The organism is Schaalia sp. 19OD2882 (genome assembly GCF_018986735.1).
Classification (GTDB): domain Bacteria; phylum Actinomycetota; class Actinomycetes; order Actinomycetales; family Actinomycetaceae; genus Pauljensenia.
In genome coordinates, this window is the sequence record NZ_CP065521.1 from 2449354 (window position 1) to 2463128 (window position 13775).

10 protein-coding genes are annotated in these 13775 nt (G+C 69.4%); 3 read left to right on the forward strand and 7 right to left on the reverse strand.

What is annotated here, in order from left to right; translation table 11 throughout:
• Positions 1-85: 85 nt before the first annotated feature.
• Positions 86-1360, reverse strand: a complete 1275-nt coding sequence (gene serS / locus I6B53_RS10545) for a serine--tRNA ligase (protein ID WP_216764172.1) — start codon at positions 1358-1360, stop codon at positions 86-88.
• Positions 1361-1482: 122 nt separating this feature from the next.
• Between serS and I6B53_RS10550 the strand changes: the two genes are divergently transcribed.
• Positions 1483-2844 (forward strand): diacylglycerol kinase family protein, encoded by a 1362-nt coding sequence (locus I6B53_RS10550; RefSeq protein ID WP_216764173.1) that lies wholly within the window; start codon positions 1483-1485, stop codon positions 2842-2844.
• A 93-nt stretch (positions 2845-2937) separates the two neighbouring features.
• On the opposite strand, the gene pheA is transcribed toward I6B53_RS10550, so the two are convergent.
• From pheA to I6B53_RS10565, 3 genes are all read right to left on the reverse strand, one after another.
• Positions 2938-3903, reverse strand: a complete 966-nt coding sequence (gene pheA / locus I6B53_RS10555; RefSeq protein WP_253954035.1) for a prephenate dehydratase — start codon at positions 3901-3903, stop codon at positions 2938-2940.
• A 279-nt stretch (positions 3904-4182) separates the two neighbouring features.
• Complete coding sequence (locus I6B53_RS10560; RefSeq protein WP_216764175.1) at positions 4183-6468, reverse strand: DUF6541 family protein; 2286 nt, start codon at positions 6466-6468, stop codon at positions 4183-4185.
• A 6-nt stretch (positions 6469-6474) separates the two neighbouring features.
• Positions 6475-7170, reverse strand: a complete 696-nt coding sequence (locus tag I6B53_RS10565; protein WP_253954036.1) for a DedA family protein — start codon at positions 7168-7170, stop codon at positions 6475-6477.
• Between the two features lie 443 nt (positions 7171-7613).
• Between I6B53_RS10565 and I6B53_RS10570 the strand changes: the two genes are divergently transcribed.
• Positions 7614-8264 carry a DUF5067 domain-containing protein gene (locus tag I6B53_RS10570; RefSeq protein WP_216764176.1) on the forward strand — a complete coding sequence of 217 codons (651 nt, stop codon included), beginning with the start codon at positions 7614-7616 and terminating at the stop codon, positions 8262-8264.
• A 108-nt stretch (positions 8265-8372) separates the two neighbouring features.
• Positions 8373-9491 (forward strand): Gfo/Idh/MocA family protein, encoded by a 1119-nt coding sequence (locus I6B53_RS10575; protein ID WP_216764177.1) that lies wholly within the window; start codon positions 8373-8375, stop codon positions 9489-9491.
• A 209-nt stretch (positions 9492-9700) separates the two neighbouring features.
• On the opposite strand, the gene I6B53_RS10580 is transcribed toward I6B53_RS10575, so the two are convergent.
• The 3 genes from I6B53_RS10580 to I6B53_RS10590 all read right to left on the reverse strand — a co-directional run bounded on the left by I6B53_RS10580 (position 9701) and on the right by I6B53_RS10590 (position 13710).
• Positions 9701-10756, reverse strand: coding sequence for a hypothetical protein (locus I6B53_RS10580; protein ID WP_216764178.1), 1056 nt, complete (start codon positions 10754-10756; stop codon positions 9701-9703).
• A gap of 206 nt (positions 10757-10962) precedes the next feature.
• On the reverse strand, positions 10963-11808 hold the full coding sequence (locus I6B53_RS10585) for a class I SAM-dependent methyltransferase (protein ID WP_216764179.1): 846 nt from the start codon (positions 11806-11808) through the stop codon (positions 10963-10965).
• A gap of 219 nt (positions 11809-12027) precedes the next feature.
• A complete protein-coding gene (locus tag I6B53_RS10590) occupies positions 12028-13710 on the reverse strand; it encodes an L-lactate permease (RefSeq protein ID WP_253953880.1) in 1683 nt (560 codons plus the stop codon).
• Positions 13711-13775 lie beyond the last annotated feature (65 nt).

Below are 13775 nucleotides of genomic sequence, written 5' to 3' on the forward strand. Positions count from 1 at the left end.
CTGAGTCCTGCCGGGCAGGAGCGTGCCCATTGACGAGGGCGGCGCCGCCCTCGTCGTCATGATCGACTCGCCCGCGCGACGCCACTCAGATGACCTTCGGCAGAACCTCAAGGCCACCCATGTAGGGGCGCAAGGCCTCGGGCACACGCACCGACCCGTCGGGCCCCTGGTGGTTCTCGAGGATGGCGACGATCCACCGTGTCGTGGCCAGAGTCCCGTTGAGTGTGGCCACCGGGAACATCTGGCCGTCGCGGCGCTCGCGGATGCCCAGGCGACGCGCCTGGAAGGTCGTGCAATTCGAGGTCGAGGTGACCTCCATGAAGCGTTCCTGGGTGGGCAGCCACGCCTCACAGTCGAACTTGCGGGCGGCGGAGGTGCCCAGGTCGCCGGCGGCCGTGTCGATGACCCGGTACGGCAATTCGACCTTGGCCAGCATCTGCTCCTCCCATGCGAGGAAACGCCGGTGTTCCTCGGCGGCCTCCTCCGGGCGGCAGAAGCTGAACATCTCCACCTTGTTGAACTGGTGGACGCGGATGATGCCGCGCGTGTCCTTGCCCGCCGATCCGGCTTCACGCCGGTAGCAGGTCGACCAGCCGAGGTAGCGCTTGGGGCCGCCGGTCAGGTCCAGGATCTCGTCGGCGTGGTAGCCGGCCAACGCGACCTCGGAAGTGCCGGTCAGGTACAGGTCGTCGGCGGGCAGGTAGTAGATCTCGTCCGAGTGCTCGTTGAGGAAGCCCGTGCCGCCCATGACTGCGGGTGTCACCAGTGTCGGGGTCATCATCGGCGTGAAACCTGCGGCGACGGCCTGGTCCAGGGCCATCGTCATGAGCGCCAATTCGAGGCGCGCCCCCACGCCTTTGAGGTAGTAGAAGCGGGCGCCGGAAACCTTCGCGCCGCGGCGCGTGTCGATGGCGTCCAGGCCTTCGCCCAACGCCAGGTGGTCGGCGGGCTCGAAGCCTTCGGCGGCGAAGTCGCGTTTGACGGGGCCTTCATGGCGCAGGACGACGAAGTCCTCTTCGCCTCCGACGGGCACACTGTCCTCGACGAGGTTCGGCAGCAGGCGGGCGAGGCGGTCGGCCTCGGCGTCGGCCTGGTTGGCGCGCGCCTCAGCGGCCTTGACCTGTTCGGCCAGTTCCTTCGCATGGGCGAGGACGGCCGGGCGTTCCTCGGCCGAGGCCTTGCCCACCGACTTGGAGACCTCTTTCTGGGTGGAGCGCAGTGACTCGAACTCCTGCAGGGCGCTTCGCCTGACGGCGTCGGCCTCAAGGATGCGGTCGACCAGGGTCTGGTCGGCCCCGCGGGCCTTCTGTGAGGCCCGGGCGGGTTCAGGGTTGTCTCGCAGCGCACGCACGTCGATCATGCGTCCATCCTAGGCCCCGGTGGGAGGGGGCCGCCCTGGTCACCGGTCGCGGAAGGCAGGCCGTCGGGCCCTGGCCGCAACCCCTGTCCGCCACCCACCTGCCCTGCCACTACTCTGGGGCCATGACGTCGAACAGGTGGATGTGGGCGGCAGGAGCTTTCGGTGCCGTGGCCAGCACGATCGCAGGCGCGTGGTGGGCCCTCCACCTGCGATCCCAGCGCGAAACCATCCGGCAGGCACTGTTGGAGCCCGCCCGCGCCGACCACCCCGACCGGGGAGTGCCAAGGCCCTGGGTCATCGTCAACCCGTCGAAGTTCGACGGCCCCGAAGATTTCGCCGACTTCCGCCGGCACATGGAGGCTGCTGCACGCGAGGTCGGCGTCCACCACATCCACTGGCGCGAAACCACCGTCGAGGACCCGGGCACCGGCCAGGCGCGCAAGGCCATTGACGAGGGAGCGTCGATCGTCATCGCCGCAGGTGGCGACGGCACCGTTCGCGCAGTCGCCGCGGCGCTGGCCGGAACGGGTGTGCGCATGGGAGTCCTGCCCAATGGCACCGGAAACCTCTTTGCACGCAATGTCGGCATTCCCGTCGACGACCACGACAAGGCTCTGCGCATTGCTCTGGGCGCCGGCCATCGCTCGGTGGACCTGGGTTGGCTGCGGGTCGACAACGCTCCTGACGAGCACGCTTTCCTGGTGATCGCGGGCATCGGCTTCGACGGCCGCACCATGGCCGACACTGACTCGAATCTCAAGAAGTCGATGGGATGGGCGGCTTATGTCGTCGCCGCCATGGGCGCGCTGGAGGAAGAGCGGATGTCGGCCCGCCTTGTCCTGCGCGGGGCGCGTGACGTGGGCGAGCAGCGCGCGCTCGACTGGTCGGCCCTGGATGACGGACAGGCCGGGGTGATCTCCGGCGCCAGCGCCGTGGACCGGGACGCCGAGGCGGGATCCGCCGACGAGGCCGGAAGTGCGGGTGCTTCCGGCCATGGCGCATCCGCTGACACTGCGGGCGAGGGCGGTGCCGGTGACGAGGGCGCCGACCGGGCCGAAGGTGCAGACCGGTCCGGCGGCACGAAAGGCGCCGGCGAAGGCGCCGACCCCGATGAGGGCGAGGTCGCCGAGCTCAAGGCACGTTCAGTGCTCTTCGCCAACTGCGGGCAACTGCCCCTGGTCACATTGGCGCCCGACGCCTCCATCGATGACGGCTACCTGGACATCATCGCGGCGGACACGCAGGTCGGAGCCGTCGGATGGGTGAACCTTGCCGGGAAGATCTTCGCCCAGGGCTTGGGCCTGAAAACCCTCAACCTGCCGTGGTCGGCCAGCCACCTCGCCTTCCGCCAGACCCGATCGGTCCGGGTCACCGTCGACATGGCCCAGGAGGTCCAGGTGGACGGGGATGCGCTGGGCGAGGCCCGCACCGTGCACGCACGCATCCACGAGGGCGCCCTGGACGTCTCGGTTCCAGAGGTCTGACCGGGGGTTACAACACCGGGGCCCGGTGGCACCGACTCGACCTGAGGGCGCGAGGGCACTCCGCCCTCGTCCTGACCGGGGCCGGACCTCCTCTCAGGCCAGCGGCCACTCCGCCGGGGCGGCCTCGTCCACATGGACCCCGTCCCCACCGTGCAGGATGTCCTTCACCCACGCGCGGCCGCGACGGAAGTCCTGGTCGGCGGTGCCCGGCAGCACATTGGCACGAACGCCGTCCACCCGCGGATACGAGCCGATGAAACGCACCTCGGGTGAGAACCTGTGCAGGCCCACCAGTGCCGCCTGGACGCGTTCTTCGGCCACGTGCCCCACGATGTCGATGCTGAAGGTGTAGTCGCCCAAGCCGTCCCCGCTGGGACGCGACTCGATGCGCGACAGATCCACGCCGCGCACGCTGAACTGCTCGAGCAGGGTCAGCAGCGCGCCGGACTCGTTGACGGGCAGCGCCACCTGGATGGTCGTCTTGTCGGCGCCGGTGGGTGGGGGCAGGACCCCGGGTTTGGCCACCAGCACGAAACGCGTGACAGCACCCGGATTGTCGGCGACGTCGCGGTGCAGGGCCTCCAGGCCGTAACGCTCCAACGAGGTCGCATTGCACAGGGCGGCGTCGAAAGTGGCGTCCTCGGTGGACAGCAGCTCGGCGGCGGCCGCCGTCGAGGTGGTCGGCACGTGGATGGCGCCGGGGAAGGTCTTGTCCGCCCAGGCGCGGCACTGGGCCCACGCGTGAGGGTGGGTGCCGATGCGTCGCACCTGCTCGGGGCTCGTGCCCGGTCGGACCGCCAGTTGGAAGACCACACCGACGACCATCTCGGAGACGATGACCAAGGGCTCGCCGCGCGACAGCGAGTCCAAGGTGGCGTTGACTCCGCCCTCGATGGAGTTCTCGATGGGGACCACAGCTCGGTCTGCCCGGCCCTGCCGCACAGCCTCCATGGCTGCGGGCGCGGAGGTGACGGGCACCAGTTCGGCGCCGCTGGGCGCCACCTGCCACGCGGCCTGCTCGGTGAAGGTCCCGAACGGGCCCAGGAAGGCGATGCGCATGTGGTCGCCTCGGGGCTGCGGGCCCGGGAAGTGGGTGGCGGAGCCGGCTTGGGTGGCGGGGGTCCGGTTGTCGGGTGCCGGGTGGGCTGGGGTCGTCATCGCCTCAGACTAGCGGGGGCGGTGCCCCTCGGGCCCCGGGCGGTCCCCAGTCGAGACCGCGCGGGCCGGGAGCAGACAGACGCCCGGGCCCGCCCCGAGTCGTGGGTGGGCAGTCGGGTGGCTGCCCGCATCGCCCTTGAAACACTGAGGGTCCCGATCAGCGCGATCCCCTCGAACGGTTCAACTGCAGGCGGTGATCTTCCACAGCTTTGCCTGGTCGCCCTCGTCAACCAATTCGAATCCCTTGGAGGTGTCCACCCCGTAGAAGCCCGGATGCCGCGAGGAGCGGTTCCACGTGTAGTAGCGCCCGTCGGCGTCCTGGTAGAAGTGCGTGATGCCCAGCTTGCGCACGACCCGACACACCTCGGGGTCGGTGTGGATGTCCTTGAACTTCGTGTACAGGACCTTCTGGGACGCCCAGTCGGAAAGGTTGAGCGTGAGCTGCGGGAACACGGCCTCGCGGTGTCCGATGACCTCCGTGTAGGCCTCTCCGGCGATCGGGTCTCCGACGACCAGCGCATCCTCGGGCAAGGTTTGGGGCATGCGGCGAATCATGTCCAATTCGCCCTGGGTGGCCATGCCCGGCTTGCCCAGGTTCGACGGGTCGTAGACGTAGTCGGAAGCGACGAAGCGCGAGCCAAGCGCACCGAAGTTGGTGAGCACCAGGACTGCGACCAGCACCGCGACCTCCCACGGCTGACGGCGCAGCAGCAGCGAAGGGCGGCCTCCGGCGGCTTCACGTCGGGCCAGGCGGGCGCGGTCGGCGGGCACGATGAACAGTTCCTGCAGGAAGCGGGCCACCCACACGACTCCTGTGGCGATCAGGGGCAGGGACATGAGCCCGTGGATCGCCATGATGCGGCGCGGGTCCATGTACCAGGGCGCCAGGAAGAAGATGCGCGGCTCGAAGGGTTCCGCCATGCCCGGGACGGGAATCTTCAGGTCCGGCCCGTAGGCGAGGAAGGTGAGCATGGCCATGGACAGGAAGCTGGCCAGCGCCCAGGCGGGCACCGGACGGGCGGTTGCCCGGCCCTGCACGCGATCCCCCACCTGCTCCGCGGTGTGGCTGGCGGTCTCGCGAGTGGCCCCACGGGCGCCGTCCGGATGGTGGGCGCGCCCCTTGCCGCCTCGCCCAGCGCTGCGATGGCGCTGGGAGCCGGAGGCCGAAGGGGCGGGGACCGCGTCAAGGTCCCCGGTGGGTGAGTCGGGGGCCTGCAATTTCGGCGGCCAGAGCAGCAGCCAACCACCGAAGACCGTGAGGAAGCCGAGCACCACGATGGTGGCCGACAGCCCCCACGTGGTGACGAAGGGCGGGAAGGGTGTGATGAAGCGCGAGAAGGCGTAGTCCCAGCCCAAGCCAGAACGCGGGTAGTTGCCCATGCCGCGGATCTGCGGGGTCATGAGCAGCCCCAAGGGCCCGACGACTCCCAGTGCTCCTGCGACCAGGGCGCCCACGGCGACCACGGGCCTTCCCGCCTTGCGCGCATCGGCGGAGATGGTCCACGCCGAGGCCAAGTACGGCGGCAACAGGACGACGAGGACGAAGAAGGCGGCACTGGGGTGCCCACCCACCGCACCTGTGGCGGCAGCCACGAAGGCGACCATGGCGCCCGCGAATGTGCGGAGGAAGCCGGCCGACGTCAGGAGGCCGCGCAGGTGACGTCCGGCCTCCAGCCCGAGAACGATGACCCCGGGAACGAGGGCGGCGCCGGTGGCGTGCGGCCACTGGTTGTACATGGTCAGCGCATCGGCGGGCATGGTGAGCAGCACGCCCGAGATGACGGTGGCGACCACGACGATGGAACGGTCGGAGGTCAGGCTGCGGACCATGCCCGCAGCTCCGACCACCCACACGGCCATGAGCAGCAGCGTGGACACATTCGACGCCTGGACGACGGTGTCGGGCTGGGCGAAGAGGGCGACGAAGGCGTGCCACGAGTTCGGGTAGTAGGTCGGCTGCCCCCCGTAGAGTTCTCGCAGGGCGTTGAAGGGACTGCCTTCGTGGATGTGGATCATCGACCACACGCCGTTGAGGTGGAAGGTCGAGTCCCACTGCTGGGGCGGATTGCCCGGGTCGGCGCGGATGAGCATGGCCAGACCTGCAAGGATCCAGCCGACCAGCACAGCCAGCACCAGCGGCCACGACGCGCACCACACCTCGCCCAGGACCTGGCGCGGCCCGGCCCTCGTCGTGGAGGCGAAGGCCCAGCGCGCAAGATGGAGACCCAGGCCGACGACGAAGAAGACCCCGTACACGGGCAGCACGGTCGAGGTCTGCCACGGAATGTCCAGGGCGTCCCACGTGATCGAGAGCAGTGGAATCAGGGCGAAACCCAGTGCCGCCGATGCCGCAATGGCTCCGGTGCGCGTGCGCGTGACCATCAGCGCCCAAGGCAGGGCGGGCAGGAAGGTCAGGGCGCACATCGCCGCGAGCAGCGGCGTCAGGGAAAGCCATTGGGCGATCATGTGGGGTCAGTCCTCCCGCGGTGGGGTCGTGCTGTCTTCGCCTGCGCGGGCTCGGGCAGCTGCGCCCTGGTCCGCGCCCGTGAAGGCGTGGGCCGCCCCGCCCTCGTCCTTGGTCGAGCCCTCGCCCTCGTCGTCGGAGGAACGACCCTTGACGCGATGCATGACCACCTCGACGACCATCGGCAGCAGGGACACGGCGACGATCACCAGGATGATGACGGACAGGTTGTCGTGGACGAAGGGGATGCCGCCGAGCAGCGACCCCGCCCAAGTGACGCCGGCACCCCACAGCAGGGCGCCCAGGGAGTTGAAGGCGAGGAACTTCGGGTAGGGGTAGCGGGCGATACCCGCCGCCAAGGGCACGAAAGTGCGGATGAAGGGGATGAAACGGCCGATGACCAGGGCGCGTCCGCCGTAGGTGGCGAAGTAGTTCTCGGCCTTGACCAGGTGTTTGGTCTTGAGGATGCGGGCGTCGTCCTTGAAGAGTCTGCGTCCCCATTGCGCGCCGATCCAGTACCCGCACTGGGCACCGATGAAAGCGGCGACGAAGATCAGTCCGATGAGGACCCACAGGTTCAATCCCAGCTGGTCGTGCAGCAGCCCCGCCGTGAACAGCAGCGCGTCACCCGGCAGCAGCGGGAAGAGGAGGCCCGATTCGACCAGGACGATCAAGAGCGTCCCCCACAACACCCACGGGCCCATGGCCAGCAGCAGTCCGGTGGGGTCGTGGAACCATTCGAGGACCGTCTTCCACCACGGGGTGTCGGCGGACGTGGTCGCCCGGGTGGCACTCACGTGGGCGGCAGCCAACATGCCGAGGGCGGGGGCGAGGGCGGTCCTGGCCGCGTCGAGGAGGGGGAGCACTCGTGACCTTCCTGGAGTCCTGTCGGCCAGCAGTGGCAGCTGGCCCGCCCACAAGACTAGCGGCGCCCGGGTGGTGTGGCCCCGTGTGATCCCACACCGGGAGCGTCACGGGAGCATCACGGCTCGGCGACGAACAGGGCACATGCGGCCGCGACACATGTCGCAAGCCCACGCCCTTCGCCTAGGCTCGGAGCCAGGGCTTCGCCCTCGTCGTCCCGCAATCCTCGCCCTGCGAAACGGGCTCGGAGGGGACGACCTCACATCCACCTGATCGGAGGCCGATGATGACCCACCGCAAGATCGCCCGTCGAATGGCGGCCCTGGCCTGCTGCGCGGGGATGGTCGTCGCACTGGTAGCCTGTTCGGCGCCGGATGCGCAGTCCTCGTCGGGCGCGGGGGATGCGCCCGGCAGCGCTCCGGCCGCGCCCGCGGACCCGGGCCAGTCCGCCGGGAAGGGCGCTTCCAACGGCACCGAGTCGCCGTCGAACCTGCCCAAGGCGATGGCCTTGGGTGAACCCGTGACCACGGAGCAGGGCACGATCACCATCACCAAGATCACCTTCGTGCCGGCACACGAAGCCCAGTCCGCCGGGGACGTGGCGCTGATGCCGGGATGGACGGTCGACTACACATGGACGAACACCACGGATTCGCCCCAACGCGACCAGTGCGCTCCGGCGGGCGTGTACCTGAGCGTCATGACCTCCGGCGGGAAGCTGCTGGGTGACGAGACACGCAAAGCGATCCTGTGCGAGGAAGTGGCCCCCGGGGCCACGGTGAAGCACTCCGCATACCTGGACATGACCAGCGAGGACCGTGATCCGGAGTCCGCCACCGCCTTCGTCGAGGACGCGGCGGCCATCGCCCTCGTTTCCGCCGCTGATGGGAACGGAAGGAACACGGTGTTCGGATTGGTCACGATCCCACGCTGAGAACGACGCCGCCCATCGCAGGTGTTCCACTCCACGCCGGAGTCCTCGCCCTCGAGGAGGCTCACCCAAACCGAACCGGCCCGGGCCTTCGGGTGGCAGGATCGACCCATGAGTGAGGTCACAACCCCTGTCCCGGTCCCCAACCCCCACACCCAGCTTCCTCCCCTACCGCCCGAGATCACCGCCTTGGCGCCCGACGTCGACCTGCCCGACCCGATGGAAGCGCCCGGGCTCGGCTGGGCGGTGCTCGGCGCCGGCGGCATTGCACGCACCTTCGCCACTGCGGTCCAGAACTGGACGCGCTCGACCGTCACGGCCGTGGGTGCTCGTGACGTGGAGCGCGCCCGCGCATTCGCCGGTGAATTCGCCGTACCCCACGCATTCGGCTCCTACGAGGAAGCCGTGGCCTGCCCCGAAGTCGACGCCGTCTACGTCGCCACCATCCACCCGACCCACGCCGAGGTCGCCTTGGCAGCCATCGCCGCCGGCAAGCACGTGCTGGTCGAGAAGCCCTTCACCATGGACGCTCAACAGGCCAGGCGGGTCATCGATGCGGCGCGTGACGCCGGAGTGTTCCTCATGGAGGCAATGTGGACCCGCCACCTGCCCCACCACGTGGTGGCCCGTGCGATCCTGGCCTCGGGCAACCTGGGCGACGTCGTCCAGGTGCGCGCCGACCACGGTCAAGCGCTGCGCCACGTGGACCGCCTCATGGTGCCTGAGCTCGGCGGCGGCGCCCTGCTGGACCTGGGGGTCTATTCGGTGAGCTTCGTCCAGTCGGTGCTGGGCAGCGTCGAAGTCGACTCGGTGGCCGCCACCTGGACCGACACCGGCGTGGACGAGACCGTCCAGGCCCTGCTGCGTGGCTCATCCAGCGACGAGGGCGAGGGCGGGACCGGCGCGGCCCTGGGCAACGCGAGCTGCTCACTGGCCGGGCGAAGCGCCACCTCGGCCGAGGTCGTCTGCGAGCGCGGCGCCCTGGAGTTCCCGCTGCAGTTCTACCGACCCGGTCAGCTGCTGCTCCGGACCTTCTCCGAGGGCGGCCACCCCGACGGTGATGTCACCGCATGGGACGCGACAGTGCCGGGAGGATTCCAGTACCAGGTGGCCGAGGTCGCGCGTTGCGTGACCGCCGGTGTGCAGCAGTCGCCGGCGGTCCCGTGGCGCGACACGGTGGCGGTCATGGACCTGTTGGACCGGATCGGACAGGTCGCGCGCGAGGTTTGATGCCCGCGCGGGCCGGGCGCTTCCCTCGTTCGTCGGCCGCTGCCCGATACGGCCCGCCATTGTCATTGCCTACTCGCCACTGACCGCCCTCGTCTGTGGAGGCGCTGCCCCGCGCGTGGTCCATGTGATCGTGCGGACTCCGGCGCGAGTTGTCCTGCATGGCGGCCTGTCCGGCCGGCTCGGCCTCCAGTGGAGCCCTTTCTGAGCGCTCAGGGGCGTGCGACCGTGGCCGTGGCGACCTGGAGGTTGGTGACCGGCGGGCTTCCCGCAGGGCCGGGGCTTGTGACGGTGGTGCCGATCAGTGCCCCGCAGGCGGGGCACCAGGCACTGTGCTCCGCATGGACCCACTGACGGTCCACCAGCTCGTGGACGGGGGTGAGCCGCAGGTCGTGCTCCTTCAGGGCCCAGACGTCGCGTGTCCCCACCGTGGTGCTCCACGCACCTGCCCCGCTCAGGACCTGGCCGCAGGTTCCGCAGGCGACGTGACGCTCCGGCGGGTCCTGGTGGACCTGCAGGGCGGGTGCACTCAGGTGGTGGGCCCGTGAGGTCCAGTAGCGGTAGGGGCCCAGGCGCCTGCGCCACTCCTGTGGACTGAGGGAGCCTGCCTCCCGGGGCGTGGTGACGGGGGTGACGGGCTCCTTGCGGGGGACCTCAAGCATGGGCTCACCGAGCACCAGGTCGGGCCGGTAGAAGGCGGCCTCCCAGGGCTCGGGGGCGGAGGCGACGTTCTGGACGGCCTGGTGGGCAAGCGTGAGGTCCTTCTGCTCCGGCAGACTCAGAGGGTCGATGTCCTCACGGGACAGGGGCAGGGCGCACCCCACCGGGACGGGGAAGACCTGGCGGATCTCGATGCGTGCCCGGCTCAGCAGAGGCAGCGGCACCGGGCCTCCCCAGTGCCTGGTCCCGTGGCCCTCGGTCTCGAGGCGGCCAGGAAGGTGCTGGAGGGTCTGCCAGGCGGCGTCGGAGGGGTCGTGGCTCTCGACCAGCAGGAACGCGGGCCCCGCAAACCCGCGGCTCCGCCCGGTCCTGGTGAGTTCACTGACCGTGACCTCGGAGTCTGCCACCCACGCCCGGAACAGGACCTGGTGGACGGCCTCCACGTCCCGGAAGCGGCGGACCCTGCTGCGGGGTGAGCCGGCCCCCCGGTTGGTGTGTCTGGAGGGCACCATGAGCCCCCGGTTGTCCAGGTCCCGGAGCATCTGGTCATTGGAAGCGATCGCCTCACACTCACCGGTGGCCCTGACGACCACGGTCTGTACGGCCACGCCAACCTCCTTCCCGCCCTTGGGTCGCCTCAAGCGACCGACCCCTACGGGCCGCCCGCGTGAGCTGAACCACCCTTGTGCGGCTGTGTGCAATGGTAGGGATTCTCGCGAGTGCCGGACGCTTCCCGTGTTCGCGACCCAACGCCCGACACCCGTCCTCGGCACCCCTGATCGCCCGAGGCACCCGAGTCCTCCCGCTGGGGATGTCACCTGGAGTCCAGGCGCCGAGACGTCCACACCAGGGTCGTGTACGGGATGACGACTTCGCCACCTTGCGCGTGGCCCAAGTGATCGTGCAGGTACCAGCGCAGGTTCTCCTGCATGGCAGCTCGACCGGCCGCGTCCTGACGCAACCACGAGGAGCGGGTCCGCCCCAGCTCCATCACCTCATCGGTGCTCAAGTGTTGTTCCCACGCGCACAGATGCAGGCGCGGCTCGGTGAACTGGGGCCTGACCTGCGGCGGCACATCCGCGCGGTGGACGTCACCTGAGCGCATGATGCGCGTGAGTCTGTGCACCCAAGGCACACCGACGCTCATCTGGTTGAAGACGATCCCCAAGGTCCCACCGGGGTGCAGCAGTCGCGCCGCTTCCGCGGAGGCCAACTCCGGGTCGAACCAGTGCCACGCCTGGGCGGCCACCACCAACTCCGCACAGCTGCTCGGCAGGCCGGTGGCCTCAGCCGTGCCCGTATGGACGGTGGCCTTGGCGGGCATCGGCGCTTGAGGGGACGCTTCGGACCGCGGCCTCTCCTGAGCGTGCGGCGCCTCCTCGAAGTGCGCCAGCCACTGCTCGCGCATGGCATCTGCCGGTTCGACCGCGAGGACCTGCCAGCCGCGAGCCAGGAGTTCGCGCGTCATCTTGCCCGTTCCGGCCCCGAGGTCGACGGCGACCCGGCCGGCGCCTCGTGCGACAAAATCCTTGGCGTCGAAAACCCCACCCCCTGCGAGGGCGGCGCCGGCCACTGCGCACAGGTGATCGACGGCTTCAGCGGGGTAGGTGGGACGGACCCTCTGGTACGAGCTCGAGGCACAGTTGAAGGGATTGTCCACGGCGACGAGCCTATCCCGTGCCGGGTCACCCCCCGATTTCGCACACAATGCGCACCGGACACCGCAGGCCCCGCACACATCACCGCAGGTCAGCCAACCTCCCCCAAGCCGCACGTGGCACACGGGCCCGGCATTGTGTGCGGCGGAACCGGAAAGACATCAAGCCAGTCACGGGCGGGCCGCGAGCGCCGGCGAAGCTGTGAGCGCGCCTTGTGCCGGTCAGTTGGCGATGAGGAAGCCCAGTGTCCCTTGGGCGGCCAGGAAAGTGACCACACCCAGGACCGCGACCAGGCCCAAGGACCACGGCAGGGCCTTGCGCAGCAGCTCCGGTTCCGAGCCTTCGGCTTTGACCGCGGTGGCGGCGATCGCCAGGTTCTGGGGGCTGATGATCTTGCCCATGCCGCCACCGACTTCGTTGACGCCCAACAGCAGCTGCGTGCTCATGCCGGTCTGGGCGGCCACCGTTGAATGCAGCGATCCGAAGAGGGCTCCTGACGAGGTGGCCGATCCGGTGACAGCGGTGCCCACCCATCCCAGGACCGGCGCGAAGAAGGCGAAGGCTGCACCGGTGGTCGCCAGGAAGGTGCCGACCGCCACGGTCTGACCGGAAAAGTTCATCGCGTAGGCCAAGGCCATGACCGCGACAATGGTCAGGATCGCCATGCGCAGCTTGACCACCGTGCGCCCCAGGGTGCGCAGGCCCTCGCCGACGGTGAAGGGGAAGACTCCGCCGGAACTGGTCAGGGCGTAGACCGCGGTGACAACCAAGCCTGCCAACAGGATCATCGTTCCGGGGGAGGACAGCGAGGAGAGCGTGTACACGGTGTCGGTGGAGGGTTTGCCCGCCGCAGTCATCAGCATTCCGTCCAGGCCCGGCCACCCGAACTTCACGTCGGTCGCCTTCAGGGCGGCCGGCACGTCCACGCCGAACCTCCACAGCTTCGCCACGGCGAAGACCAGAACCACGAACCAGTACGGCAGCAGGGCCAAGGTGATGCGCGAAGCGGTGAGTTCCTTGCCGGCCCCAGGCTCGGACCGGTGTTCCTCGGGGGTTGTGGGCGTCCACACGACCAGCAGTCCGGCGGACAGCGCGAAACTCAGCAGCGAGGCGACAACCGCCGTCAGTTCGTAGGACAGGAAGTGCGCGGTGACCAGGTGCCCACCGCCCATGCCAAGGCCTGCGACCAGGGCGACCGGCCACAGTTGGCGAAGTCCCCGGACTCCGTCGAGCATCGCGAGCAGCAGGAATGGGACGACGACCAGGAACAGGGGGGTGATGCGTGCGCCGGTCTGGGCGACCAGGGCCGCGGATTCCTCCATGCCGCCAATCTTGGCCGTGGCGGTCATGGGGATGGCCATGGCGCCGAAGCCGACATTGAGGGAGTTGCCGACCATGGTGGCGAGGGCGGCCTTGACTGGGGGAAGGCCCAGTGCCAACAGCATGGCGCAGGTGATGGCCACAGGGGCGCCGAAACCGGCAAGGCCTTCCATGAGGCCGCAGAAGGCAAAGGCGACCAGCAGCGCCTGGACGCGCACGTCGCCCTTGCCGACCAGTGAGAACACGGTGCGCACGTCCTGGCCGCGGCCGCTGGCCTCGGTCAGGTCGTACAGCCACACGGCCATGACCACGATGTAGGAAATGACCAGCAGGCCGAAGGTACCGCCCTGCGTGGCCGAGAGCACGGACAGGGCCACGGGCATGTGGAATCCGAAGACCGCCACGGCCACGGCGACCGCCAGCGACACCAATGCGCACCAGTGGGTGGCGACCTTGAACACGCCGAGCATGACGAAGAAGAGCACCAACGGTACCAGTGCGAGCAGGGCACTGAGTGGCAGTGAGCCCGCAACCGCAGTGGTCGAGGGTGTGAAAGCGCTCTGCAGCAGCAATGGGGCGGTCACTGTGGCCTCCTCGGGTCGGTGGTGCGTTGTCGCTTCCCGTAGGGCGCCTTCCTTGGCGTCTTGTC